The 23907-nt window shown below is 69.6% G+C and carries 23 protein-coding genes and 5 pseudogenes; 14 read left to right on the plus strand and 14 right to left on the minus strand.

All coding sequences use genetic code 11. From position 1 onward, the window contains the following. Nucleotides 1–90: 90 nt before the first annotated feature. A pseudogene (locus tag AB0F82_RS37300) lies at nucleotides 91–372 on the minus strand (transposase); the annotation flags it as partial. Between the two features lie 1016 nt (nucleotides 373–1388). Between AB0F82_RS37300 and AB0F82_RS37305 the strand changes: the two are divergent. Continuing rightward, nucleotides 1389–2642: a protein-glutamine gamma-glutamyltransferase gene (locus AB0F82_RS37305; protein WP_362635942.1), complete on the plus strand. Its 1254-nt coding sequence runs from the start codon at nucleotides 1389–1391 to the stop codon at nucleotides 2640–2642. A 553-nt stretch (nucleotides 2643–3195) separates the two neighbouring features. On the opposite strand, the pseudogene AB0F82_RS37310 reads toward AB0F82_RS37305, so the two are convergent. The 3 genes and pseudogenes from AB0F82_RS37310 to AB0F82_RS37320 form a co-directional block, all read right to left on the minus strand. Beyond that, nucleotides 3196–3738 (minus strand): annotated as a pseudogene (locus AB0F82_RS37310) (IS5 family transposase); the annotation flags it as partial. Between the two features lie 39 nt (nucleotides 3739–3777). Then, nucleotides 3778–4299, minus strand: a complete 522-nt coding sequence (locus AB0F82_RS37315) for a transposase (protein WP_362635945.1) — start codon at nucleotides 4297–4299, stop codon at nucleotides 3778–3780. Nucleotides 4300–4473: 174 nt separating this feature from the next. Continuing rightward, nucleotides 4474–4638 (minus strand): hypothetical protein, encoded by a 165-nt coding sequence (locus AB0F82_RS37320; protein ID WP_362635947.1) that lies wholly within the window; start codon nucleotides 4636–4638, stop codon nucleotides 4474–4476. A 373-nt stretch (nucleotides 4639–5011) separates the two neighbouring features. Between AB0F82_RS37320 and AB0F82_RS37325 the strand changes: the two genes are divergently transcribed. The 4 genes from AB0F82_RS37325 to AB0F82_RS37340 all read left to right on the plus strand — a co-directional run bounded on the left by AB0F82_RS37325 (nucleotide 5012) and on the right by AB0F82_RS37340 (nucleotide 7465). Continuing rightward, nucleotides 5012–5212: a hypothetical protein gene (locus AB0F82_RS37325; protein ID WP_362635950.1), complete on the plus strand. Its 201-nt coding sequence runs from the start codon at nucleotides 5012–5014 to the stop codon at nucleotides 5210–5212. A 567-nt stretch (nucleotides 5213–5779) separates the two neighbouring features. Next, entirely contained in the window at nucleotides 5780–6175 is a 396-nt protein-coding gene (locus AB0F82_RS37330) for a MerR family transcriptional regulator (RefSeq protein WP_362635953.1), read from the plus strand. A gap of 277 nt (nucleotides 6176–6452) precedes the next feature. Beyond that, on the plus strand, nucleotides 6453–7064 hold the full coding sequence (locus tag AB0F82_RS37335; protein WP_362635956.1) for a hypothetical protein: 612 nt from the start codon (nucleotides 6453–6455) through the stop codon (nucleotides 7062–7064). Then, complete coding sequence (locus AB0F82_RS37340) at nucleotides 7061–7465, plus strand: hypothetical protein (RefSeq protein ID WP_351290515.1); 405 nt, start codon at nucleotides 7061–7063, stop codon at nucleotides 7463–7465. Before AB0F82_RS37335 ends, AB0F82_RS37340 begins: the two co-directional genes overlap by 4 nt. 158 nt (nucleotides 7466–7623) lie before the next feature. Here AB0F82_RS37340 and AB0F82_RS37345 read toward each other — a convergent pair whose 3' ends face one another. From AB0F82_RS37345 to AB0F82_RS37355, 3 genes and pseudogenes are all read right to left on the minus strand, one after another. Beyond that, nucleotides 7624–7917, minus strand: coding sequence for a hypothetical protein (locus AB0F82_RS37345; RefSeq protein ID WP_362635959.1), 294 nt, complete (start codon nucleotides 7915–7917; stop codon nucleotides 7624–7626). 117 nt (nucleotides 7918–8034) lie between these two features. Further along, complete coding sequence (locus AB0F82_RS37350; RefSeq protein ID WP_362635961.1) at nucleotides 8035–8463, minus strand: nucleoside deaminase; 429 nt, start codon at nucleotides 8461–8463, stop codon at nucleotides 8035–8037. Continuing rightward, nucleotides 8460–9319: pseudogene (locus tag AB0F82_RS37355) on the minus strand (LLM class flavin-dependent oxidoreductase). Before AB0F82_RS37355 ends, AB0F82_RS37350 begins: the two are co-directional and overlap by 4 nt. 110 nt (nucleotides 9320–9429) lie before the next feature. Between AB0F82_RS37355 and AB0F82_RS37360 the strand changes: the two are divergent. Together AB0F82_RS37360 and AB0F82_RS37365 are read left to right on the plus strand one after the other, a co-directional pair. After that, nucleotides 9430–10398 carry a hypothetical protein gene (locus AB0F82_RS37360; protein ID WP_362635999.1) on the plus strand — a complete coding sequence of 323 codons (969 nt, stop codon included), beginning with the start codon at nucleotides 9430–9432 and terminating at the stop codon, nucleotides 10396–10398. Between the two features lie 268 nt (nucleotides 10399–10666). Next, the gene (locus AB0F82_RS37365; protein ID WP_362635964.1) at nucleotides 10667–11287 is read left to right on the plus strand and encodes a hypothetical protein; all 621 of its coding nucleotides are present in this window, start codon (nucleotides 10667–10669) and stop codon (nucleotides 11285–11287) included. Between the two features lie 225 nt (nucleotides 11288–11512). Here the strand turns inward: AB0F82_RS37365 and AB0F82_RS37370 are convergent, their stop codons facing one another. Continuing rightward, nucleotides 11513–11776 (minus strand): helicase associated domain-containing protein, encoded by a 264-nt coding sequence (locus AB0F82_RS37370; RefSeq protein WP_362635967.1) that lies wholly within the window; start codon nucleotides 11774–11776, stop codon nucleotides 11513–11515. Between the two features lie 516 nt (nucleotides 11777–12292). Then, complete coding sequence (locus tag AB0F82_RS37375) at nucleotides 12293–13333, minus strand: hypothetical protein (protein WP_362635970.1); 1041 nt, start codon at nucleotides 13331–13333, stop codon at nucleotides 12293–12295. Between the two features lie 580 nt (nucleotides 13334–13913). Here AB0F82_RS37375 and AB0F82_RS37380 point away from each other — a divergent pair. The 5 genes and pseudogenes from AB0F82_RS37380 to AB0F82_RS37400 form a co-directional block, all read left to right on the plus strand. Then, nucleotides 13914–14713 (plus strand): annotated as a pseudogene (locus AB0F82_RS37380) (IS5 family transposase). Nucleotides 14714–14749: 36 nt separating this feature from the next. Next, a complete protein-coding gene (locus AB0F82_RS37385) occupies nucleotides 14750–15262 on the plus strand; it encodes a hypothetical protein (protein WP_362635972.1) in 513 nt (170 codons plus the stop codon). A gap of 2 nt (nucleotides 15263–15264) precedes the next feature. Continuing rightward, entirely contained in the window at nucleotides 15265–15555 is a 291-nt protein-coding gene (locus AB0F82_RS37390) for a hypothetical protein (protein ID WP_362635974.1), read from the plus strand. Then, nucleotides 15552–15815: a hypothetical protein gene (locus AB0F82_RS37395; RefSeq protein WP_362635976.1), complete on the plus strand. Its 264-nt coding sequence runs from the start codon at nucleotides 15552–15554 to the stop codon at nucleotides 15813–15815. Before AB0F82_RS37390 ends, AB0F82_RS37395 begins: the two co-directional genes overlap by 4 nt. 36 nt (nucleotides 15816–15851) lie before the next feature. Further along, nucleotides 15852–16004, plus strand: a pseudogene (locus tag AB0F82_RS37400) (DUF6233 domain-containing protein); the annotation flags it as partial. Nucleotides 16005–16199: 195 nt separating this feature from the next. Here AB0F82_RS37400 and AB0F82_RS37405 read toward each other — a convergent pair. Both AB0F82_RS37405 and AB0F82_RS37410 read right to left on the minus strand, forming a co-directional pair. After that, the gene (locus AB0F82_RS37405; RefSeq protein WP_362635979.1) at nucleotides 16200–16670 is read right to left on the minus strand and encodes a DUF3592 domain-containing protein; all 471 of its coding nucleotides are present in this window, start codon (nucleotides 16668–16670) and stop codon (nucleotides 16200–16202) included. Between the two features lie 335 nt (nucleotides 16671–17005). Beyond that, a complete protein-coding gene (locus tag AB0F82_RS37410) occupies nucleotides 17006–17407 on the minus strand; it encodes a hypothetical protein (RefSeq protein ID WP_362635982.1) in 402 nt (133 codons plus the stop codon). Nucleotides 17408–17683: 276 nt separating this feature from the next. Here AB0F82_RS37410 and AB0F82_RS37415 point away from each other — a divergent pair, with 276 nt between their 5' ends. After that, the gene (locus tag AB0F82_RS37415) at nucleotides 17684–18427 is read left to right on the plus strand and encodes a 2OG-Fe(II) oxygenase (protein ID WP_362635996.1); all 744 of its coding nucleotides are present in this window, start codon (nucleotides 17684–17686) and stop codon (nucleotides 18425–18427) included. 248 nt (nucleotides 18428–18675) lie between these two features. Here the strand turns inward: AB0F82_RS37415 and AB0F82_RS37420 are convergent, their stop codons facing one another. Continuing rightward, nucleotides 18676–19416 carry a hypothetical protein gene (locus AB0F82_RS37420; RefSeq protein ID WP_362635985.1) on the minus strand — a complete coding sequence of 247 codons (741 nt, stop codon included), beginning with the start codon at nucleotides 19414–19416 and terminating at the stop codon, nucleotides 18676–18678. A 1238-nt stretch (nucleotides 19417–20654) separates the two neighbouring features. Then, the gene (locus tag AB0F82_RS37425) at nucleotides 20655–21062 is read right to left on the minus strand and encodes a hypothetical protein (protein WP_362635987.1); all 408 of its coding nucleotides are present in this window, start codon (nucleotides 21060–21062) and stop codon (nucleotides 20655–20657) included. A gap of 235 nt (nucleotides 21063–21297) precedes the next feature. Here AB0F82_RS37425 and AB0F82_RS37430 point away from each other — a divergent pair, with 235 nt between their 5' ends. Next, entirely contained in the window at nucleotides 21298–22950 is a 1653-nt protein-coding gene (locus AB0F82_RS37430) for a HEAT repeat domain-containing protein (RefSeq protein ID WP_362635990.1), read from the plus strand. Between the two features lie 417 nt (nucleotides 22951–23367). On the opposite strand, the gene AB0F82_RS37435 is transcribed toward AB0F82_RS37430, so the two are convergent. After that, nucleotides 23368–23565 carry a hypothetical protein gene (locus AB0F82_RS37435; protein ID WP_362635993.1) on the minus strand — a complete coding sequence of 66 codons (198 nt, stop codon included), beginning with the start codon at nucleotides 23563–23565 and terminating at the stop codon, nucleotides 23368–23370. Between the last annotated feature and the right edge of the window lie 342 nt (nucleotides 23566–23907).

Consider the following 23907-nt stretch of genomic DNA (forward strand, 5'->3'; position numbering starts at 1 on the left):
CGCATAGACGTCCTCTTCGCCATGCTCCGCGACGGCACCTTCTACCAGCCACCCACCACGGTCACGGCTTGACGAAAACCATAGGGGCACTTTTTTAGCCCTCACGTGTGCGGAGTCGAGGACCGCTCGGGACAGGTCGAGGAGGCCGGCGTCGTCGAGCCGGTGCAGGATTTCCTCGTGCAGGCGGCCCCACACGCCGGCTCTCGACCAGATCAGGAACCGGCGGTGGGCCGTCGACTTCGATATCCCGAAGCAGGGCGGCAGAGCCCGCCAGGCACAGCCGCTGACCAGGACGTAGATGATCGCGGCGAACAGCGTCTCATCAGGCGTGTCCTGCGTCCCACCGCCCTGAGGCCGCACCCTCGACGGCGGGTTGGTTCGGTTGCGTCGTCGGACACCTTTCACTGCTCGTCACCGATCGCCGACGCCTGGCGGGCAGCAGCTCCCTCACCCTTCGGGAGCGCGACAGGATCCGCCCTGGCCGGGTGACTCGACGGTCTGCTCGGTCCGACGAAGGGACGGGACGACGTACCCACGGCCCCCTCGCGAGTCCGCGTAAGGCGTGCGCAGCTTGGGCAGCCGACGTCGCCGAGACCTCCGCATGAAGAGGCGTTACCAGCCGTCTTGCCGAAGACGACGGCCCGCGACGGAGCCGGGCCGGGCACTGAGCCGGCCGGGGTTCACGGCGGAGCGTGGCGAAGATCTTGCGGTCCTCCGGGCAGGCGGCAGCGCATTGGGTCGGAACTACGCACGCGTCGGCCGGAGCTCCAGCACCCGTATCGACGCCGCCAGATGACACCCCTCGGGCCGGCACCACCGCCACAGACCACTCCACGGGAGTTTCGAAGCATCCGGCACTGGCCGGGCCGTGGACCGTGCTGCAGGAGGCAGGTGAATGCTGCCGCTGCAAATGCCGCTCAGGGCAGGCTCGCTCCGCATGACCGAATACAGCCCTGTTGGACAGCTGGCCGATTCTGGAGCCGCAGTGTTGTCGGGGACTCGACAGCAAGACATGATCACTTCTCGCGCCGACCCGACTGTCCATCCGGGAGCGAGATAGGAGCAGTAGACCCCCAGCCGAGAGATGGAAATCGGAGCTCAAAACACCGGGGCGGCACAAGGCGCCGACACCGTGGCCTGATACGGCCGAGCCGTCCCGAGCGGGCCGGGAATGCCGGGCTCTGGTCCCCACGGCATCGGGGGTCCGAGGCGGCCTCCGCGGGCACCGGCACCGGCCGTACCCCGGTTTCTTGCCGCTTCCGGGCGCAACCAGACAAAAACAGGGGCCGAAAGCCTGTTGGCTTCGGCGCCCCGTTTCTGCCGACGCGGAAACGCTTCGATTTTCCTTCATGTCAAATGGCACCACTGTAAAGGGAGTTCAGACTTTCATGTACAAACGATCGGGATTTCTTGCCCTCGCCACAGCAAGCATCGTGTTGTGCACTGCGGGGCTCACGCCGTCCGTCAGCCAGGCAGCCGGCACCACTGGCGACGGGAAGGGTTCCTATGCCGAAAAGAACGGCCTGACAACGGATGACATCGGGCTCATCAACGCACTGAACGAGAAGGCTCTGAATCTGGGCCGGCCGGACAAGACCCCGGGTGAAGCCCTGCCGAGCGCCACGGAGTCCCTCGGGGCCTCCGCCGCGGCCAGCGACAGGGTGACTCCGCCGGCCGAGCCACTGGATCGCATGCCCGACGCGTACCGGGCCGATGGAGGCAGGGCCACCACCGGCATCAGCAACTACATACGCAAGTGGCAGCAGGCCTACAGCCACCGCGACGGACAAGCGCAGCAGATGACCGAACGACAGCGAGAGCAGCTGTCCTACGGGTGTGTCGGCGTCACCTGGGTCAACTCAGGCCCCTACCCGACGAACAAACTCGCCTTCGCGTCCTTCGACGAAGCCAAGCACAAGGACGCTCTTGAGCACACCAGTCCCCGGCCGGGGGAGACGCGGGCCGAGTTCGAGGGACGTATCGCCAAGCAGAGCTTTGACGAGACCAAGGGGTTCAACCGGGCTCGTGATGTGGCATCCGTCATGAACAAGGCTCTGGAAAACGCCCACGACGAGGGCGCCTATCTGAGCAACCTCAAGGCAGAGCTCACGAAGAACAACGATGCTCTCGCCCGAGAAGGCAGCCGTTCGAACTTCTACTCCGCTCTGAGGAACACGCCGTCCTTCAAGGACAGGAACGGCGGCAACTCCGACCCGTCCAAGATGAAGGCGGTCATCTACTCGAAGCACTTCTGGAGCGGGCAGGACCCCTGGAGCCCCTCCGACAAGAGGAAGTACGGCGACCCCGACGCCTTCCGCCCCGATCGGCAAACAGGGCTTGTCGACATGTCGAACGACAGGAACACCTCACGCAGCCCCGCCAACCCCGGCGAAAGCTATGTCAACTTCGACTACGGCTGGTTCGGGGACCAAAAGAAAGTAAATGTCGAGAACACCATATGGACCCACGCCAACCACTACCACTCCCCGGAAGGCGGTATGGGCCCCATGCAGGTGTACGAGAGCAAGTTCCGCAACTGGTCCTCCGGATACACGGACTTCGACCGCGGAACATACATCATCACCTTCATACCCAAGAACTGGAACACCGCGCCCGCCAAAGTGACGCAAGGCTGGCCGTAACCACGTGCCCCTTCGTGAGCGCGACTCCGCCCAACTGCGCCTGGGCGATGCCGAACCCCCTCGGGCATAGCCCGGGCGAAGTCTCGGGGTGCCCAGGTGCACTCGGCCAACGGAGCCGGCTCGGCGCGTGACCTCCAGCCTGGCCCCCTGCCGGGCACTCGACCACCACCGAGGACGACCGGACGCAGCTCAGGGAGAGTCTCGCCATCGTGACATCCCGCCCACCGGCACAGCGCCGGTACAGATAGCTCTCACGCGATCGCAGTGGCCGAGCGCGAAGCGAAGGCGCATCGATGGCAGTGATGTCGTGCGAATCGTGAGCGAGGCCCCCGACGCGGGGCCGCCGCCGCCCGAGCATCGATGCGCTTCGTCTTCCTCGGTGAGGTTGCGGCGGCCTCCCGGCTGCCGCAACCGGGGGGCCGTTGCCGGGCACTCAGGACAGGGGGTGGTTCACGGGGTGGGGGAGGCGCGTAGGAGTTTTCGCGAGGGGCGGGATCGGGCGGCCGACTGGGCGGGTAGGTGGCGGCCGACCGGGTGCTGGCGCAAGGAATTGGCGCAGGTGACGGCGTTGTTCGTCAGAACGGATGGGCGGGATCCCGCGCACGGGCGGCTCAAGCCCGAGGCTGTCGTGCATGTTGGCGCCGGATGTACCCAGAGACAAAGGCAGTCCGTTCCGGTCGGTGAGCAGGTGGATTTTCGGTCCCAGCCTGCCGCGCGGTCGGTCGGATTCGGTCCCGTCAGCGACCCCCTTTTGCGGCCCTCATGCTGACGGAGTCGATCGCGCACCGCGACCGGTTGAGCGCGCCGCGGGCGTCGAATTCGTCGAGGATGACGCGGTGGAGCCTTGCCAGACACGGGCCCGGCTCCACTGGGCGAAGCGCCGGTAGGCCGTCTGCCAGCTCGGGCCGAACACCGGCGGCAGCTGTCGCCATGTGCAGCCCGAGGTCGCCAGGAAGACGATGGCGGCCAGGGCTTCCCGGTCACCGGCACGCCGTCGGCCCCCACCCTGCGCACGTATCACCGCCGTCGGCGGCACCACTCGCCGGAACAACACCCACAGCTCATCCGGGACCAGGCGCTGAACCGAATCCGTCATGCATGGTTCAACGAACGATCACACCATGAGAAACGATGTCTACTGATCTTTTTGTAAGTTCGGTGGGTGTGGTGGGCGGATGGTCAGGCCGGTATGGGCGAGGAATGACCGTGGCAGTCGGGGGTTGGCGTTGATGCGGTGGATGCCTTGCTCGGTGGCGTCGGCGACATCGGCGAGGTGGTCGCCGGCGAGGTTGGCGAGTTCACGCTTCTTGAGCGAGGACGACAGCAGTTCCACCGGGTTGAGCTCGGGAGCGTAGGCGGGTAATCGTTCCAGGGTGAGCCAGTCCTGTTCGGCGACCCAGGCCCGCATGGCTCGGCTCCAGGGGGCGGACAGTCCGTCCCAGACCAGCACCACCCGCTCGCCGCGCGTGATCAAGAAGGGATACGCCTCCCGGTGGTTGGACTGCGGAGCGAGCCCGTAGGCCGGTACCTCCACCCGCACGCCCGCGTCGGTGAGCCTTGAGATCAACTGCCAGTGCTGGGGGGCGATGCCGCTGATGTAAGCACCGCCGTGCACGTAAAGCGCGGTGCGCTCGGCGCGGCGGCTCCTGGGTGCCACGGTGTGGCATACGAAACCCTCCACCGTGCAGCGGAGCGCCGATCAGCAAGCGCACTGGGTGATGGCCTTCACCTCGCGACGTCCTTGGAGCCGCCGCCGGCGGCGTGTGTGTGGGCGAGGCCTGTCTGCGGGCCTCGGTGGAGCACCGAGGCCCGCAGAGATCATGCCGGGGGATCACCACCAAGTTCCCAGCACGGCGAGCGCGCCGACGACCAGAGCGACGAGCAGGAGCAGGGACACGAGGACGGCTCGCGGGTGCACGGTGAGATCTGAGAAGACGCCGAGACCGGCCCCGTTCTGCCGCTCGGAGACGACGCGGCGTCCGCGGAACACGTGCACCCGTGCGGTGCCTCTGGCGGAGTGGCGGTATTCCGGACCTGCGCTATTCCCGTGACGGGCTCCAGGGCGACTCAGGCGTGTGCTTAGGCCGCCGGTCCCCGGCCCGGGAGGGGACGGTAGGTCGTTCCGGTGGGGGAGGAATTTGCCAGGGCGGCTGGTACGGCTTCGAGGCGGGCGACCGACGGACGCGGTAGGTCGCGGCGTACCGCGCGGGCCGCGAAGTGCTTGCACAGCCTCGGGTGCAGACCTGCCGATGGCGGTGCCCGGCGGCGGTTGCATCACCCCTGCGCGGCACCCTCGTGACGGAACTACTCCTCCCTGCCCGGTCGCCCATGCCCCTCCAGTAAGGACAGCCCACCCCGACACCGGGCACGTGGCCGCCTACCTCGCCGACTGCGAGAAGCGCAACGTCCTCCCCGTCCAGTACAGCGTGCAGGTCCAGGCGGTGCGCGACGAGGGCCGGCTGCGCCCCTGCTTCCGCAAGCGCCGACCGGAGACGACGGCACCCGCGCCCACCAAATGGTCCGCCTGGTGCTGGAGGGCGTGGCATTCAGCCCCCTGGACGGCCTGCTGACGGAGGCCAACCGCTTCACGGTCCTGCCCGACCTCGACCGTCTGCCGGTCTCCACCCGCACCGAGTGGGGCCAGTTGCTTCTGGACATGCTCCGAGCACGTCAAGTGGCGGTTCCGCCGCACGCTGGACCAACCCTCGCCCAGCAGCTCGTCGTCGGCGCCGCCACCCGCTTCGGACGTGACATCCAGGTCGCCGACACCGCCTTCGTGCAGCTCAGGCACCATGAAGTCTCCACCAGAACGGGCCGCCGCCTGGAGTCCTCGGCGATCGGTTCCTGCTCACCCCGCGATACGACGGCCCCCGGCCGTGGGACACCAGCGTGGTCCGCGTCCAGGGCGATATGGAGCTCAACCGAGGACGACCTGCGCGTGTATGCGAGACGTGGGACCGCACGACGGCGGACGGGGCCGTTGTCGAGGACGCGCAGCCGTCCGTGTCGGCGTGCCGAGAAAAGTGCGTGCTCAGTCGTGGGACCGGGAGGACAACCCTGCGGCCGTGGCGTGTCCGCGAGCGTCCATGACCCGACGGCGGCCTGCACTTGGAGCACGCGGGCGTAGGCTCTCGGGGATGCGGATAGGCGAGTTGTCGAAGCGCACGGGCGTGAGTCCGCGCTCACTGCGGTACTACGAAGAGCAGGGCCTGCTGACCAGCTCACGCTCCAACGCGGGGCAGCGTCACTATTCCGATGTTGCGGTCCAGCGCGTGTCCCTCATCCGACAGCTGTTCGACGCGGGTATGTCCAGCAGGGTGATCGCGACTGTGCTGCCGTGTGTGGACGTCCCGGGTGACCTGGGCGTCGCCGAGGAGACGTTCACGGCGATGATGCGCGAGCGCGACCGGATCGACGCCGACATCGCGCACCTGATGGAAACCCGAGATGCACTCGACGTGCTGATCACGGCCAACAGCCGACACCGGGCGGAGCTGCCCACGGCCCCGGAACCGGTGGCGCAGTCGGCCTGATGCTGTGATCTGCATCTCAGCCTGTTGCCCCTCACACCGATGTCAGAGGTGAGGATGGCGACAGCGCCCGGAATCACCGGGCCGGTCGTACGAGAGGCGGGAGAAGATGGGGCAGGCATGGGGTTTCCTCGGCCGCCGACTAGCCGGGCGACGGCGAGGCCGACGCCGCCCCGAACCCGAGAACGGGAGGCACCTCCTGGACCCTTCCGTAGGCCGGGTAGAGGTAGGCCTCGACTGGGCTGCGCGCCGGCGTCAGCGCGCCCCGTAGGGTGGTCTGATGTTCGATCGCTTGGAGATCAGGGTGTTGCCGCCGGGACCCCGGTTGGCGGCTCAGGTGCGGTTGTGGGTCAACGGCGAGGACATCGTCGAAGAGGCAGTCGACGAGGGCGGCCGCGGCCCGTACGCCGCCGATGTGCTGCCGGCGGGGCGGCCCAGCCCTCTCCGGGCCACCGGAGAGGCCCGACGCCTGGAGCTGGGGGAACCCGAGTGCACCGGCGGGTGCTGCGGCTTCCTGACCGTGGTCGTGCAGCGGTTTGGGGAGATCGTGCAGTGGTCGGACTGGGAGGTCCCATGGGCGCCGCACACCCCCGCGCCGTACCCCCCGCCGGAGCTCCACTTCGACGCGGGACCGCTGGTGGCAGGTGTACTCGTAGGCCCAGTTCTGCGCGGCCCTGCTCGGCTGCGGGCTCTTACCGGCCCCGAGTCCTCGTCAACGGGAATGCCTCAAGCAGACTCAGGTGCTGTCGGCGACCGCCGGGTCGACTTCGACGCCGCGGTGCGGCTCGGGTTCCTCTCCCCGATCGGCACGGTGGAGATCGACTACGAGTCCCAGCGGAAGCGGCCCGCCCGGCGCGACGTGCGAAGGGTTCGGTTAGATTCACCCGTATGAACGTCACCCCTATGAACTCATCGGCCCAGGTGTACGACACGGAGTTCCGGGTGCGGGGGCTGCGCGAACAGGGCTGGGGCCGTGGTCTGATGGCCGTGGCCGTACTCATCTGGCTGTGGCTGGGGTACTTGCTCGTGTTCCCCTTCAGCGTCGACGGCCACCGCGGTGCTGTCGAGTGCAAGTCCCGCGCCTTCCACGAGACCGGATACCTCCGCGAGTCATACCTCGTGGACGAGGGCGACACCTGCGACGGCGCGCGCGACTGGGGCCCGATCACCGCCGGCCTGCTGCTCTCTCTCCCCTTCGCCATCGGAGGTGCCGGCCTGTTCGTGTCGGGTACCGCGGCGGTCCGCACCGCCGCGTACGCCGCAGACATTGCCCGCCTGAACATCGACGAGTAGTCCTGGGCCCCGTCCGGCTAGGCCGGGGTATCTGCCGAGGAGTTCAGAGTCCGGTCGCCGTTGTCTACTGAGCCTCACCGACCCGGTAGAGGCGGTCGCCCGTGCCGTCCGGGTGCGCGGCTGTTGCCCCTCCACTACGCCTCGATCTCAGTGTCGAGCTACGCACCGGCGATCGCCGGTGCGTCAGCGGGCAGCAGGTGCCGGTCCATCAGATCGTCCAGGGCGTGCCGGACCGCGGTCCGCTCCGGCCCCTCCGGCAGGGCGTGGCGCGCTGTGTCCAACGCGCGGGCGATCGTGGCCTGGCCGACGTCGACGAGCTGCCGGTACGCCGACCCGCCCCGCTCCAGCCTCGCGGACGACTCCCAGCCGCTCGACGGCAGGCAGGGCGTCCCCGCTCTTCCGGCCCAGCGCAAGGCCCGCCGCGAGTACGAGAATCGGGTCAGGGCACTCACACCCTGACCATGATCAATCTCAGCGCCAACCGAAACACACCGGCCGCGCCCGGGCCGCCGACAGCAGACCGGTAGGTGCGTTCCGCTGGTGTGCGGCCTCTGCCCTGGGTCCGGCGGTCAGCGGTAGTAGGGCTCGACCGCGGCCCGTACCTCGTCGAGCAGCGCGGGGCCGTCCTGTGGCACGGGCGGTCGGCTGCTGCCAGGCCTGATGTCCAGGAGCTGTTCGTTGGACAGGGCGAACACCACTCGCCGCAGTCCTGCCCAGTGGATGACGGCCTCGCACATCCCGCAAGGCTGGCAGCTGGTGTACATGGTGGTGCCTGCCGCCGCCTGAGCGTCGAGTTCTCTTGCGGCCCACCTCGCCAATTTGAGTTCCGGGTGTGCAGTGACGTCGTTGTCGGTGAGGGTGGTGTTGTGCTCCTCGGCCAGGATCGTCCCGTCCGGTGCTGCCAGCAGAGAACCAAAAGGCGGGTTGCCGCTCGCGCGTGCCTTGGCCGCGAGAGAGATGGCCTGGCGGAGGAGGGTGTGGTCGTCGGGTGTGGTCATGACTGCTCCCTCATGGTGCGGGGTGGGGTGTTGGGCGGGAGAAGGTGCGCGGCCACGGTGGCGAGGGCATGCCAGGCCGCCTGCGGGTGACATGTCGCGTGGGGGTCGCCCTGGTAGGTGTCGAGGACGACGGACTTGGCACCCAGCAGTCGCAGTTGGTCGAGGTCGTCCATGATCTGGTCGATGGTGCCCTCACCGGCGAGCCGTCCCGCTCCGTCGACCGGTTCCTTGGTGAGTTGCAGGGCGATGCGGGGAGCCAGGGCGGGCAAAGGCAGGTGTTGCTCGTCCGCGTACGTCTGCAGCCTGCCTGCGGCTTCGCGCAGCCACGGCAGGGTGGGGCGCAGCGGATGCCATGCGTCTGCGAGTCGTACGGCCCGGCGCAGCCCCGCGTCGCTGTTGCCGCCGACCCACACCGGGATCCGGCGGTGTCCTTCCAGGCGGCCCGGATGTCCCGCAGGTGGCTGTCGGTCAGCTGTCCGCGCTGTGAGAACGGGATGCCGAGGGCGCTGAACTCCTGCCGCGCCCAGCCCACTCCCATGCCGAGGACCAGCCGGCCGCCGCTCAGCTCATTCAGATTGGCCGCCATTCGAGCGGTGAGAAGCGGGTGCCGGTAGGGAGCGATGAGGACTGTCGTGCCGAGCCGGATACGGGTGGTGAGGCCGGCCAGCCAGGACAAGGTGGTGAAGGGCTCGTAGAAGGGTGCCGGGTAGCGCTCAGCGACATCCGGCGTAATGGCTATGTGATCCGAGATCATCAGCAGGTCGAAGCCCAGGTCCTCCACGGTCTGGGCCCAGCTTCGCAACACTCCGGGGTCAGTGCCCGGACCGAAATTGGGGACGTTCACTCCGATCTTCATAGGCCAAACCCTAGGCAGGGTGTACGGGTCGAATGAAGGGATTCCCGCCTGTTCAGAGGCGGTTCAGCCGTGGATCCGCCGGTAGAATCGTGCCGCCCCGCGCAGACCGCGTGGTACGCCAGACGTCTCAGCAGGCCGCCTACTGGCACAGCTACGCGCGCGAACTTCCGCCACCGCCCACACCGGAGGAGCGCGCCGAGACCGAACGCGTGGCCCGCCAGGCGGAGGAGCAGGCCGCCCAGGATCGGCGACTGCACCACGAGCGGTGGGAGTGGGGCGGCCGGCTGCCGAGCGAGGCGCTGCGCGCCGTAAGCGTCAGCGCCCACGGTCTGCTCGGTTTCGACAGCGATCTGGCGCACACGCTTGATGCCGCGGGTTCAGAGGTGCAGCGCGCGGTGGCATCGTTGACCGCGGGGCGGGCCTGTGAGGCGGCAGGCCTCATCGCCGTTGCGTGGGTCAGCCATGCGGTCACCGCGCTGGTGGAAAGGCGTCCGCTGCCTCCGCCATTCGACGACACGGACCGGATGTGGGAGACCCTGCGCTCCGATCCACAGGTCCCGAGTCGGTCGGTGCTCGCGGCGGTACATCCCGAGCGGCCCCCATACAGTCCGCTGACACCCCAAGAGGCTTGGGGAACACGAATCCCGGCCCCGAAACCGAGGGAGGGGCGGGAACGGCGGAGCCTCGGCCGCGGACTGGAGGCGCTCCTTCAGACGGCGCCTGCCGACGACGACAGGGTGATACCGGCCGAGAACGTGTGGCATGCCACGGTGACGGTGCACGCGCCAGGAACCTCACGCGGTCCCCGCCTGATCTCACAGCCGCACTTCGCCCTGCCCGCCGTGCTCGCGGCAGCCGAGTCCGACCCGCTGAAGGCAGCCCTGGACGCGGTGTGGCATGCCCTGAATACGTACGGCGAGCACTACCCCCGGCTGCTGACGGAGATCCGTGCCGTGTGCGTCAACCAGGTGGAGGAGCAGGCAGACCTGGCGGACCCTGGCCGGGGTCAGTCTGTTCGGTTCCACCGGTCGCTCCCAGGGGCGGCGGATGTCCTCGGCGAATGGCCTGGCGAGCCGTAGCTCAGTGGTGGTGGGCAGCCGGTACGGATCATCGCGTGGTGCGTGGTCTCCAAACAAAGCCACGCTTCTCCGCACCGGCCGCGAAGGTCCTCGACGCTCTGCCCGAGCACACCGAGGACACCGTGTGGGACGTTCTGGACGCCGCTGTCGGCGCCCCGTGGGGCGGCGCCTCGCGATCGTTGCCAAAAGCCCACAGACATGTCTTAACCTGCCCCCCATGCCCACCCCTGTGCATGCACTGGCCCACTGCCCCGTGATCCCGTCCGCCGTGGCAGAGTTCCTCACCCTGCCGCAGCAACCGGCGGCTGCGGATGACTTCGACGCGCTCGATGCTGTTCTGCGCGCTCGGGGTTGGAGCTGGGAACACGAATGCCTGACGGACTCCTACCGCACGGGCTATGGGCATCTGTTGTGCACCGAGGGCGACACCCCTTTCGGGGACCCGACAGCGCGGCGATTCCTGGTGTTCGGACAGCTGTATCCCGTCGACCCGCACGACGACGACCTCGACAACATGCCCTGGCTGGGCGAACTAGTGGACGACTGGGGCAGGGCCCCGGGCTGGACGGTCCGCCGCCCGTCCACAGTGGAGGCGTGCATCGAGATACTCAACCAGACCGCGGACGCCGTCACCGCCCATCTCGGCGCCGCTCCGGAGCGGACGGTCACCAGCGACGCGGCCGTGGTGACGGGCCCGCCGATGCTTCACCGGATCTGGCGCACCGACACGCAGGCCGTGATCGTGGGGCCACACGCGGACAACGGTCCCTACGGCTACCTCACCCATCTGCAACTCGCTGCTTCTCCCCTCAGTCTGGCCCGCGAATTGCCGCCCGAGGGCGACACGGCGGGACTGGACCGCTGGATCGAGGCGCACGTCGACTGGTGATATGAAGGACGCCTGACGGTCTGGTGATCGACGGCTGCTGCCCAGGGGCGCTGTATCGGTTCTGTCGTACGGGGACGGGCTACCCGGCCTGTGCCGGTATGAGTGTGCGGGACAGGCCCGGGCCCCGGCGGCGGGAGGCAGTACGGCCGGGGCGGCCCGGCCGCCGCGCGCGCCCGGCTGATCGAGTGTCCGCCATGCCGAGATGCTGCCCGCTGCGTGGGCCCTTTACGTTGCCCAGTCCAGTCCCAGGTCCGCCAGCACTTTCAGCTGATCCGCACCGAGTTTGGCGCGCCTGCTCTTGGTGTTGGTCAGCCAGATCCCGAGCTTGACCTCGCTCCCGTCCTCCAGAACCTCGACGTGGCTCCTGGGGACGGTCACGGAGCCCGTACGGGTCGCGTACCGGGCCAGGGCCGCTGCGCCCCCTTCGAGGGCCCCTGAGCCGCCCTTGGAGGCCTTGGCGGTGGCCTTCTTCTGCTTCGGTACCCCCACTACGCGCGGGCCCTGGTCGCCGAAGCAGCCGGCGAGGTGAACCCCGGGCCCCTCACCGCGAAGGTGGTCACCGCGATCGAGACCCACCCCCACCACGAGGCCACCCACCAGTGACACCGGACAGCAGTGGTCGTTCACCATCCGGGGCAACGGCAGCTCCGGCACCGCCCTCCGCGCCGAAGTCACCTTCCTGCCCAGCGTCGTCCGTTGAACCGGCCACCGGAGGGACAGCCTGCCGGAACCCTCCGGCGGGCTGCGGGCGGGGCACAGCGCGGTCGAGAAGCGGACGCGGGGTGACACGCAACGCACCGCCAGCACCCGCCCCGCCGCCAGAAATGCACACGTGCGCGTACGCACGCCGGTCGGGTGCTGGGCTCACCGCGCTGACTATGAGGACTTCTCCGACCGCCGCAGCGCCGTGGCCGGTGTGTGGTCCCGCCGCCCCGGCCCGGCGGCCACCGACCTGATCGGCACCAGCCGTTGTGGCAGACGGGCGTGCCGTCGACGCGCTCGCCATCAGTGGTGCGGGCACCAGGGGTCGTCGCAATCCGCAGGGTCGGGCTGTTCGGGGCGGAGCATCTTTCGGACGCAGCGCCGCAGTCCCGTCTCGCGGGATCCGCCGGCGGCGGCCATCCAGGGCAGGGCTTCCATGGCGTGGGCGCGCTCTTCGGTGGCGAGGTCGTCGACGGTGGTACGCAGGCCTTCGGGGGCGGGTTCGTCGGTTAGGCAGAGCCAGCCGATCGCGGCGGCGAGGCGGACCTCGGGCGCCGGTGTCCGGTCCTCCCACCGCTCTCGTATCCATGCGGTGGTCGGCGGGTGGGGGTGGGTGCGGGTGGCTTCGGCGGTGGCGAGGACCAGGGCGGCTCGGACGATCGGGTCCGGCTCGGCGGCGAGCCGGGTACGGAAGGACGCGCGGACCGCGTGCTCGGAGTCGGTGGCGGTGGCGGTGGCGGTGGCCAGTGCGTAGGTGGCGTCGATACGGATTGCGGGGTCGGGATCGTGGAGGAGGGTTTGCAGGAAGGCGGTGTCGGCGGTGATCGCGGCCCGGGCGGCGGCGACCGACCAGCCCGCCGGGTAGCCGGTCACCTCGACGCCGTACTCGTCGTAGTCGTCGTGCCGGGTGCCAGCGCGGTGGAGCAGCAGTTCCTCGCGGGAGGCGATACCGAAGTGGCGGGCGCGGGCCGGTCCGGAGACCTCGGCGAGCGCGTGGGCACGGTACGGGTGGCGGGTGTCAGCGGCGATCCGGATCAGGAACGGCACGGCGAGTACGGCTGCGGCCCTCATGTCGTCGGCGCACATACCGCCCACCACGCCAGCTCCGGTGTGCACGGGCGAGTTGCCGGTGTGCAGCAGGTGAACGGCCTCCCTGACACGATCTCCCTGGGGGAAGTGCTCCCAGGGGACTTCGTCGAGCAGGAATCCGTCCTTGGCCCCGGGCCGGATGCCGGCCATCACCGCCCGCACATCGAACGGCCCGCCCGCGAACGAGGACAGGTCCGCCCCGTCCGTCAACGCCCGACACATCGCGAACATCGGATCGGTCCGCCAACCGCCCATGCCACATCACTCCCACCCGCCGGATCTGATCGGAGCCGATCATGCCCGAGCGGACCGACAACGGCGTGACGCATCGATGCACGGCCGGCGGCCCACGCCGACAACGGCACCTGCCGCGTCGCCTGGACCGAAGGGGGCACGGCCTCGCTGGTCATGCCCTGGGACGAACCTTCAGGTTCGCGATCCCGTTTGCCGGGCTGGCGCGCACGGTCGCGGCCGTGGACATTCCGGGTTCGGGGAGGGGCCTGCCACGGCGGCCCGCCGGCAGGCCGCTGGTGGGTCCTGCGGGTGCAGTGGCATTTCGGCGGTGCGGGTTGCCGACGCTGCCGAGGTCACCGTCCTCCCCGGCGTCAGCGCCACCGCGCGCGGAACTGTACTCCGCCGCACCGGGTGGCCCGCACCGCCCAGGCAGCGGCGAGGACGCACTCGCGCGCGTACGTGTACGCGCGCAGGTTCGGGTGGGGGAGGCCGTGCTGAAACGATCGTCCCCGTCGGGGGCTGTCCTACCGTTGATGGGATGCGCAACCTCTAGAAGCCATCTCATTTGGATGGTTGGGTAGGCTGTCGATCGTGGCGGGGATTGTTTGAGCGGCTGGTGCCGGATGAGTTGTGGGAGCTGTTCCAACGGGTGGTGCCGGAGGCGCCATCGCGGCCTCAAGGCGGTGGCCGACGCCGGCATGGTGACCGTGAAGTACTGGCCGCGATCGTCTTCGTTGCCACCTCGGGTTGTACCTGGCAGCAGCTGCCCGCGGCGTCGTTCGGGCCGTCGGTAGCGACAGCCCACCGACGCTTCTCCGAGTGGACGAAGGCCAGGGTGTGGGCCAAGCTCCACCGCCTGGCCCTGGACGAGCTCGGCGCCCGGGGCGAGCTGGACTGGTCACGCTGCGCGATCGACTCCGTGAACATGCGGGCCCTGAAAAGGGGGACCTGACAGGTCCGAATCCTGTCGACCGGGGCAAGTTCGGCTCGAAGATCCACTTGATCACCGAGCGGACGGGTCTGCCCCTGTCCGTCGGAATCTCCGGGGCGAACCTGCACGACAGCCAGGCACTCGAACCCCTCGTGCGTGGCATCCCGCCCATCCGCTCCCGCCGCGGCCGCCGACGGCGCAAGCCCGCCAAGCTCCACGCGGACAAGGGTTACGACTACGCCCACCTGCGGACATGGTTACGTCAGCGCGGCATCAAGCACCGCATCGCCCGCAGATGAATCGAGTCCTCGCAACGGCTGAGCCTCCACCGCTGGACCATAGAACGGACCATGGCCTGGCTCGCCGGCTGCCGCCGCCTCCACCGCCGCTACGAACGCAAAGCCGAACACTTCCTCGCCTTCACCAGCATCGCCTGCACCCTCATCTGCTACCGCAGAATCGCCAAATGAGATGACGTCTTAGCAGGCCCGGCGGCCTTCGCCGCCGTGCTGCTCTTCGCTCCGGTCCCGGCGCGCGCCGCTGTGCCGGCGCCGTGCATCGCGAAGTCGGGGAGCGACGCCACCGAGACGCGCGGTGACAGCTCGGTCGACGAGGGCGAGATCCGGTGGACCGCGAGCACCAAGTACAAGGCCGAGTACGCCCACGCGAACAGGGCCTGGTCGTACCGGGGGGCGAGGATGAGGATCGTGCCGGATGCGGCGACGACCGTCAACGACCTGAACTACGAGGACTTCTCCGACACACGGATCGCTGCGGCGGGGGTGTGGTCCCGCCGTGCCGGTCCTGCGGCGACGGACCTGATCCGGTTCAACAAGGCGCGCATGGACACCTACGATCCCGCCACCCGCCGGATGGTCGCGGCCCACGCGCTCGGGCTGTGCCACAAGTCGGGCCGCGGCAAGAACGCCGTGTCCTCGGTGATGTGGCCGGACGTCGCCCAGTACCCCGACGCCCCGACCGACGTTGACAAGGCCAATCTGAAGAAGCCGTGGGGCTGATCATGAGCGTGAAGATCTGGGTCGGCGGCTGCCTCGCCGCCGTTGCCGCAGTGGGCGCGGCCTGGTTCACCGCCGCCACTCAGGAGACCGGGACCACGCACGCGGTGTGCGGCCCCGACCTGCGCCGCGACGACGTCGTCGCGGCGCAGTCCAAGGCTGTGGCCGTCGTCGAGGCCGTCGAGAACACCCGCTACCGGGGAGACGGCGGCAGCGCCTACCTGACGACCCGCGTGAAGACCCTGGAACCCCTCAAGGCGAGTTCGGCGCCGTCCTGGACGTCACCCAGGGGGTGAAGAACGGCGGGACTCCGGGCCGGTACGCCACGGAGGACCCGGACCGCTACGCGGTGCTGGAGCCCGGCCGCCAGTACGTCATCGCGGTCCAGTCCGGATCGACGGCCGGAACTGCGGGCACCGAGGCCTGGGCCTGGTACGCCGAGCCGGCCCAGCGGGGTGTCGCGGGTGAACGGGAGCACTGGCAGGAGGCGATCGCCAGTCCGCCCGAGGACGCCGTGAACAGCAGTTGCGAGGACGTGGACGCGCCGACGGGCTGAACCGGCGCGGCCGGCACCGAAAACCTCGGCAGAGGAGGGCGCATGCTCGTCCATACCGCCGACTGCCGCCTCGCCTCAGGTCGGACGCGGCCCACCACCCGCGAGCAGGCACTCGACGCCCGCCAGCCCCAGGTCGAAACCTGCTCGATCTGCCCCGCTGCCCAAGAACTCGGCGTCACCGACCCCTGAGCCCACTGCGCGCGCCCGGCGCCGGAACGGCGATCAGCCGGCCAGAGATCGGGCCCGGTACCTGGGCAGCCGATCGGGCAGAGCCCCGCCATGCAGACCGCCCCGAGAATCACACCAAGCGGAATGCCCGGCGCACCGCGCGAACGCGTCGGGCGAGAAACCTGTGGTTGCATGGGAGCGGGTTGGGGCTGGGCTTCAGAGCCCGGATGTGCGTAGTGCTCCGACGAGGAAACCCGATCCGATCACGACGAAGAGGGCGCCGATCCCGACGAAGAGCCACCACAGGAGGCTGCTCTCGGCCGGGAGCGTCCAACGGGTGGGCTTCGCGGCGTCGTAGCGGACCTCGACCCGGGTACCGACGGCCAGGGTCCTGTCCCGGGAGCGGGCTATGTCCGTCCTGGTTTCCATCGCCCGGCCATCGGCGGTGGTCCAGGTGATGACCGGGTGGTACACGGTCGTGCCGGAGCTTCGGAAGGTGATGGTGCCGCCCTCACCCGGCCCCTCCAGCTTCGTCGCCGCGAGGCGGACCACCACGCCGTGGGCCCGAGCCCCCCGCCGGACCAGAGCGCGCACCTGCCAGACCTTGCGGTACGCCGCCGCGCCGATGACGGCTCCGGCCGGGATGAAGATCAGCGCAAAGAGCCAAAGAACCTGGGACGTGCTCATGTGGGCTTCTCGATTCGCGGCAGACGTCGACGGATGGGCGACGTGCACCCTCCGCCGCTGCTTCCCGGCGGCCGCAACGGCGGAAGCCGTACGCCTTGCAGCAGTTGATCACACATTCCGCCGCGGCCACGACCCCAGGCCCCCGCCCCCGGCGTGGGTCAGCTCTTGCGGGTCAACGACTGTCCGCGAAGCTCACCCCGGTCAGGCCGTGGGCCACCAGGTTGCGGTTGTGGCCGTGGCTTCTTCCGGCCTCGCTGCCGCCGTCGCCCTCCGCCTGGTCCACACCGACGGCACCCTCCAGCCGCTGTGGCAGCGGCGGTGAAGTGTTCAGATATTCAGCTCGTGGGGGACTGTCCGTCGGCCGGCGAGAGTGCCCGCCATTTGTCCTCGTGTCGGTCCGGCATCACGACAATCGCCAGGAACGGCGATCCAGGATGGAACGCGACCATGATCTCGCCAGGCGAGTCACCGTCTCGGACGGCAACAATCTGGGAAGCCTGGCACTTCCATGCCTCGGCACTGCTCAGGGCTCCCTGCGGCTTGAAGGACAAGACACCGTCGAAGTACTCGGCAAACCCCTGGATCTGGGCAGGGCTGGCGAACATCTGGTGGGCTGTAGCGGGCGCGATGAAGTGTCGGCCGGCTTCTGCATGCGCGATCATGGCGTCAAAGCGGGCACTCCATTCGGCATCTTGCGCTGCCTCTCGCTGACGTCTGCGTCTGTTGAAGATTCCCACCGCTGCGCCTCCCCACCTTCCGCCGCGTTGGGTATGTCCTGCTTGCTTTGGGGGTTCGCCCCGGCCTAATATCGTCATCGTGACGATAACCGCTCGCGGTCCCCGCTCCCTGCAGGTGTTGCCTCCAGAGGTCTCCAGCCCCGCCACGGGTTCAACGTGTGCAAGTGCGTGGCCGACAGTCCCGCCATTCACCTCAATGCGCTGCCCGCGGCTGTTCCGGCGGTCGGGCCACGGCCGCGGCGGTATCGACGATGCCCTCAAGACGGAGAAGTGAGCATGCTTGTACTTCCGGTAAACCCCTTTGAGCTCTCCGAAGGAGCGCTGAGCCGAATATCTGCCGATGCCTCATGGACCCCGATCGAGTCGGAGATCCCACACGTCGGTGCAAGGGTGATTCGGCATTTTCTCACTCCGGCTGAAGTGGAGGTATTCGCCACCGAACTGGCTGCCCAGCGCTTTGCGCCGGTGGGCCGAGACGGCGTTGCCGCCAACTATGCAGAGGGAGATCCGGTCGCCCATCTCCGTGCCACGACTGACTCCAAAGCCTTGGCAGCAGAGTTCTACCGCAGGCTGCGGACGTTTCTGCCGTTTGAAGTCGGATCGGGCGACCCAACGGATTCAGACGGAAGGCCCTGGAAGCCGTCGGCCGTCAATCCGCGTATGCGCTTCATCACGTACGAGCGCGGCGGACTTCTTGTCCCGCACTACGATTCGCCCTATTTTGCCCCCAACGGAAGGCGAACTCTCCTGACGGTCGTCGTCTACCTGTCGTATGACGCAGTGGGCGGAGAAACGCGGTTCATCGCCGACAAGCAGAACGATCTTCCCTTTGCGCAACGCGACTTCTCGGACTGGCCCCGGCTCGCAGAGCCTGAGGAAATATTGAGCACCCACCGCCCCGAACCGGGCGATGCGCTCCTCTTCTGGCATCGGACGCTTCACGACTCGGCCCCGATCGTTCAGGGTGCGAAAACAATTCTCAGAACCGATGTGCTCTACGAGCCCATAGATGTGCCGTGAGCAACAGCAAGCCCGTTGACCGAGGGTCTGACGGTTCCGCGTAACCGGTCCCGTGTCCTGAAGCAGTTGAGGTTGCAGCGGGCCGCGTACTCGTAGATGGTGGCGATGGTCGGGAAAGTTCTGCCGGAAACGGGAAGCGGGCCGGTTGATCGGCTCGCGTCAGCGGCCGCTGCTCGCCGCCCGCATACAGCAACCCGGCCAGACTACGGACCGCCTGAGCGCCGACACCTACTGGCAGGAAGCCACGGCTACCGCCCTGCCGCTTCGTACGTCACGGTCACGGCCCGTGTCCCGCGGGAGGCTTGTGCCGCGGGTGAATGGAAGCGTTCTTGGGTGGCGTCCGTGCCCCGGCTGCAATGGGCGAAGACCCAGCCCTCACCTGCCGCGCCGAACCGGACGACCGTCCGGGCCTCCCAGGGCTCTCCACCCGGTTGCGCCTGCCATGCCTCGCCCACCGTCAGGGCCGGCTGGACGGCCGTCGTGTCGTCGACACCCAGGAGCCGGGGGACCTCCGAAAGTTCCACATCGGCGATCAGCACGATTCTGAAACCGTGACGGGACTCGTCCGCGAGCCAGCCCAAACCGTCCGCGGGGGCGGCCCCGAGGGGTTGCGGGGCAGGCCCGGTGGCGCCCGGGCCGCGAGGGGTGGACAGCAGGAGACGGCCGCGCTCCGGGGTGAGGACCGGCCCCAGGTACGGGTCCGCGAGCAGGCCGACCGGGGCGATGTGGTCGGCGGAGCCAGGGGTCCAGGCGTGCACCGAAGCCGCCAATGCCCGCCAGGCCGCCTCCGGTTCCGCACGCCGGGCCAACGCGCGCGCCGTCTGCACGGCCGCCCCGAAAACACCTTCCGCCCGGTACCAGAACGTCCCCCCCTCGATGGCCCGCAGGGTCTCGGCCACCGCGGGCCGGTCCGCCTCGGCGTACTGCTGCGTCAGCGACTCCTCCCGGTGCATGCCGTACGGCGGCTGCGCCCGGCAGGACAGCGGCACCGCTTCGTGGGCGATGTACGGGTCGGCGAGCGAGCTCCCTGCCTCGGCTCCCGTGGCCGTGCCGCACAGAGCGTCGATTCGGTCCCGGAGCCGGGATGCCCTCGGCCGACCGAATGCGACGGCGTCGCAGAGGGCTTCCCGTGCCGCCTCGTACTCACCGCGCAGGGCAGCAAGCCGCGCCCCCTCGCCCGCTCGTCCAGGAGCCGGGTGGTGTCGTTCGAGAAGCCGGGCCGGTCCGAGGCCATGGCGTGGAACTGCCGGTACATGTCCTCCATGAAGTGACGGAAGGACGGGTGACGTTCCGGGGGGCTCGCCCGCCAGGGAGCCCAGGTGTATACGGCCCACTCTCCCCGTGCGTCCACGTCCCCGGGATCCAGGAGAACGTCCACCATGTCGGACTCGACGGCCAGTTGAGGGGAGCGCGACCATGTGCCTGCCATACGGACAAGGTCCTCGTCGGCGTCGTCTCCAGTACCGTCCAGCCAAATTTCCCGCATGCCGTGCGGATCGCCGCACCATTCGAGGTCTGCGCAGCCGGCGAGCCGCCAGACGAAGGTGCCCGCGTTGTGCCAGCCGTCGGTGACCGCGAGGAAGGAACGCAGGGACGGGGGAAGCGCGACGCCGAGGCGGGTCTCGGCTGCGGCGATCCCGGCTGTGTCCGCCGCCTGACGGCCCAGCCATCGGGCCGCAGCGCACTCCTCTCCGCCCCGATGTCCGTCCCGTTCCGGGTCGTAGGCGTCCGCCCACTCCACGCTCCACCGCTCGAGGAAAGGACGCCAATCGAATCGCATCATGGCCGCGATGCTGGCAGCCCCTACTGACAAAGCTCCAAGATCACTCCCGGGCGCTCCGCCCGCTGGGGCCGTCCTGTTCCGGGGCAGTACGCCACCGGCACGGTCCTGGTCGGCCGCCTCGTGGGCCGCGGCCCTCACCTCGCCGACCACCCCGCTTGGTGTGCTGGTCGCCTCCCGGCCCGGGGTCTTCCCGACGGCGGCCCGGACCCGCTCCGCTCCCGCCCTCGCGGCCGCTGGCTCGGGACACGGGGGAGAGGCCCGTCCGAGGGCCTGGGGGTGCGGCCGCGTTTAGCGGATCGTCCTCGACGGCGACGGCGACGGCGGCGCCGACCTCCCTGGCCGGGAGTGCCGGACGCGGCCCGGCTCTGGGTCTTCCCGACAGCGGCCCGCTCCCGCTCCGGGAGCGATCCCGCCGCGACCCCGCTCAACAGGTTGGAGATCAAGCTAGGGGCGGGCGTCCATGCGGTGGATGAGCCGGCCGTCGGGGCCGAAGATGTCGATGAGGTAGCCGTTCTTGAAGGACGCCCCCTCCTTCGTCGTCAGGTGGGTGGTGACCGAGGTGTTCTGCCGACGGAAGATTGCGTCCGCCTGATCCGTGTTGCGGGTCCGGATGACCACCCGGGGCACGCCTTCCGGTCCGTCCTCGACCTGGATCCCGTACACGTCCGGGTCCCCGCCGGCCGCCCGGTAGCGCTCGGCCAGGGCCAGGGCCTCCTGGGGAGCCGCCGTGGCCGTGGACGTCGGACCGGGCATGACCTGCTCCCGGGGTTCCTCCGAGCAGCCCACCAGCACCGCGGCTGCCGCCACCGCCGCCAGTGCCGTGCTGGCGCCCCGTCGTAATGTGTGCCCCATCTCCAACTCCCCTGTTCGGTAAGGATCCGGCGACCCTACGCGAGGTTCGCCGCGCCCGGAGGCCGGCCCGGTCGGGGATCTGCACCGAGCGGTGTGCCGTTCCACCCGGAGCCCCGTCTTCGAATCCAACGCAGACCGACGTCTCGGAAAACCGCGGCATGTGCATCGAGCCCGTGCCCAGGCGCGGCTTCCCCTGCCGCGTCCGCTGCCCCCGTTCGTGGCCGATACTTCACGTATGGGGGATCACGACACCGTCCGGGTACGTCTCCGCGCCGCTCTGTGCGCCGACGACCCCTGGACCGCGCTGTACGCACTGCACTCGCAGAACACCGACCGGCCCGGCCCTCTCGCCGGGGCCGTCGAGGAGCTGTACCGATCGGACACGGACCACACGGCCTTCCGCCCCTACCTCACCTGGCTCCTGCGAAGCCTCGGCGAGCCGGGCGACGTGGTCCTGCTGCGGTTGTTGGCCACGCCCGGGCTCGCCGGCGACGACCGCCAGGACCTCCTGAGGACCGCTGTGGTGCGCGGGCTGCGACTGCCCGCCGGGCTCCTGCGCACCTACGCGCAGGACGCCCCTGGATCCAGTGGGGGCAATGCCGGCACCGGCGGCTCGCCCGCCCCCGAGCTCGTCGACGCCATGGGGCTCTCGGGCGACCCGTCCTTCGCGCCGCTCCTCGGCGCCCTCCTAAAGGACCCCGCCGCCCCGCGCGGCCGTGCCGCGCTCGCGCTGGGCCGCCAGGGTGCCCGCGCGTGGACGGCGCCGATCGCCGGGAGGCTGTCCGAGGTGACCGGACTCGACCACACCGCGTTCACCGTCGCCCTGGAGCTGATGGGCGATCCCGCCGCAGTACCGCCCCTGCTTCGATGGCTGGCCGAGTGCGGCGAGGAACGTGTGTACGACGTCCACCACGCACTCGTACGGCTCACCGGCCGCGACCCGCTTCTGCCGGAGCGGGCAACCGGCGCGGCGTACGCGGCGGCCGTGCGCGCCGCCTGGGCCGACGGCCGCACCGAGCGCGCGTCCGCAGTGGTGCGGGACCTCGTCGTCGAGTCATGCGCACGGGCCCGGTTCTCTGTCGACGAGGGCGCGGGCCGGATCCGGGTCAACTTCGACCCGCCGTCGCCCGGCTCCTCCTGGCCCCGCTGGGACCGGTGCCTGACGTTCGACCGGAAACCGCTGTACCGGGTCGGCTCGTTGTGCGACACGTGCGAGCTGGGCCTGACCTTGCTGGACTGGCCGGACGACGAGGCGGCCCGGATCGCGGCCCGCATGCGCGGGCGGCTGGCTGACCTGGATCGGCTCGACACCGAGCTGCTCTCCGAATGGAGCCCCGTACTGGGCGAGTTGGAGACCGGTCATTACCGCGCCCTCCTCCTGGACCTACCCCTGGAGCAGGTGGCCGAGCCGACCCGGTCGTGGTGGTACCGCCGTGCGGCAGCCCGGGCGGAGGCGGACGGCGACGACGGCGAACGCCCCGAGTACGACCGTCCCGAGGACTACTGGCCCGGCGTCGCGCACTTCCAGCTCACCGCGCCCGTTCCGGGAGGCCGGGTGCCGTTCACGTACGGCGCCCTCCTGCCCTCGCAGCCGCCGGAAGCGCTCGACCCAGCGACCGTCGCCCGGCACGCGGCCGCAGTTGCGGCGGGGGAGCGGCCCGCCGCGGTGGTCCTCGGCTGGATCGACGACCGGTACGTGGAGGCCCTGCACGAGGAGCGCTGGCTGGTCGGCGCGATCCTGGACGGTCATCACCGGCTCGCCGCATACGCGGCCGCAGGCGTGCCGGCCCGGGTGCTCCTGCTCGCCCGCGTGGGCGAGGGATGTGGCGCGGACGGCGGCCTGGAGGGGCTGGCGGAGGTGGCCGCAGTGTACGGCTGCCGGGAGTGACGGCTGCGCAGCAAGCGGGCAGGAAACGGGCGAGGCCCCGTAGTCATCCAGCCGCCGACCAGCCGTCGGCGGCCGCACCCGCCGGTTGGCGTTGAAGGACATCTACACGGTCTGTTCCGAGCTGGTGCAGAGAGCCATGTCGTTCGGCTCCGGCTTCAGCCCGACGCCTGCTGCTCGGGAGCCGAGACCCTCGTAGCCCAGAACGAACGGGTGTCGGCCTGAGTTTCGGCGGTCGGGGTCGGGCACGGCTTCTCGACCTTGAAGACGGGGACGGGCTGGCCGACCCCGCAGATGCCAGCGCGAGGAGCGCACCGGCCTCCCGGTCCTAGCGCGCCCTGTCGAGTTCGGCGAGTGCGGTGAGCTGTGTTTGGTCGGGCCGGTCGCGGTCGGCTTTCTGGTGCGGGGTGATGGCTTGGTTCAGTCCTGCTGGCCGGCCGAGCGTATGTAGTCCACGCCAGCCCGGTCGTGGGGGAGGAACCCCTTCGTGCCGTCCTTCAGAGGGAAGACCACCAGGTAGATCTTGCATGGCTTGGCGGTGGCGGGTCCCTGATAGTCGAACCTTATCCCCGGCTTCTCGTCGGGGTAGGTGTCGTAGACCCATGTCGCCGCGCACACCCTCCTGCAGTACGAAGTCCGCCGCTACACCGGCTGGCGCCGCCGCATCCCCCTTGCCGTGTTCGCCCACGGGTTCCTGGCCGTCACCGCCGCCCACGCGCGGGAAAAGGGGGGACGCGAGCGGGACACACCCGACGTCGTGGACCTCACACCAGCCGAGATTCGCCGTCTGCTGGCAGTTGCCCACCGACATGCTGCACGGGGCGACCACTCGGTGAGCTGGTCACGATGGCGCCGCCGACACCAGGCCAGAGCGCGCCGATGTCACTACACACGGCGTGGGCACTTGTTCGCGGGACGGGCCGCGCGAACCCGTCCCGCACCCGGCAGCACCCCGCTACA

This window comes from Streptomyces virginiae, assembly GCF_040638905.1.
GTDB lineage: Bacteria > Actinomycetota > Actinomycetes > Streptomycetales > Streptomycetaceae > Streptomyces > Streptomyces virginiae_B.

Bases quoted from the DNA above. Each gene is read 5' to 3' on its own strand.
- AB0F82_RS37305 (WP_362635942.1), top strand. From the start codon at position 1,389: ATGTACAAACGATCGGGATTTCTTGCCCTCGCCACAGCAAGCATCGTG.
- AB0F82_RS37330 (WP_362635953.1), top strand. From the start codon at position 5,780: ATGCGGATAGGCGAGTTGTCGAAGCGCACGGGCGTGAGTCCGCGCTCA.
- AB0F82_RS37335 (WP_362635956.1), top strand. From the start codon at position 6,453: ATGTTCGATCGCTTGGAGATCAGGGTGTTGCCGCCGGGACCCCGGTTG.
- AB0F82_RS37340 (WP_351290515.1), top strand. From the start codon at position 7,061: ATGAACGTCACCCCTATGAACTCATCGGCCCAGGTGTACGACACGGAG.
- AB0F82_RS37350 (WP_362635961.1), bottom strand. From the start codon at position 8,463: ATGACCACACCCGACGACCACACCCTCCTCCGCCAGGCCATCTCTCTC.
- AB0F82_RS37375 (WP_362635970.1), bottom strand. From the start codon at position 13,333: ATGGGCGGTTGGCGGACCGATCCGATGTTCGCGATGTGTCGGGCGTTG.
- AB0F82_RS37390 (WP_362635974.1), top strand. From the start codon at position 15,265: ATGAGCGTGAAGATCTGGGTCGGCGGCTGCCTCGCCGCCGTTGCCGCA.
- AB0F82_RS37405 (WP_362635979.1), bottom strand. From the start codon at position 16,670: ATGAGCACGTCCCAGGTTCTTTGGCTCTTTGCGCTGATCTTCATCCCG.
- AB0F82_RS37415 (WP_362635996.1), top strand. From the start codon at position 17,684: ATGCTTGTACTTCCGGTAAACCCCTTTGAGCTCTCCGAAGGAGCGCTG.
- AB0F82_RS37425 (WP_362635987.1), bottom strand. From the start codon at position 21,062: ATGGGGCACACATTACGACGGGGCGCCAGCACGGCACTGGCGGCGGTG.
- AB0F82_RS37430 (WP_362635990.1), top strand. From the start codon at position 21,298: ATGGGGGATCACGACACCGTCCGGGTACGTCTCCGCGCCGCTCTGTGC.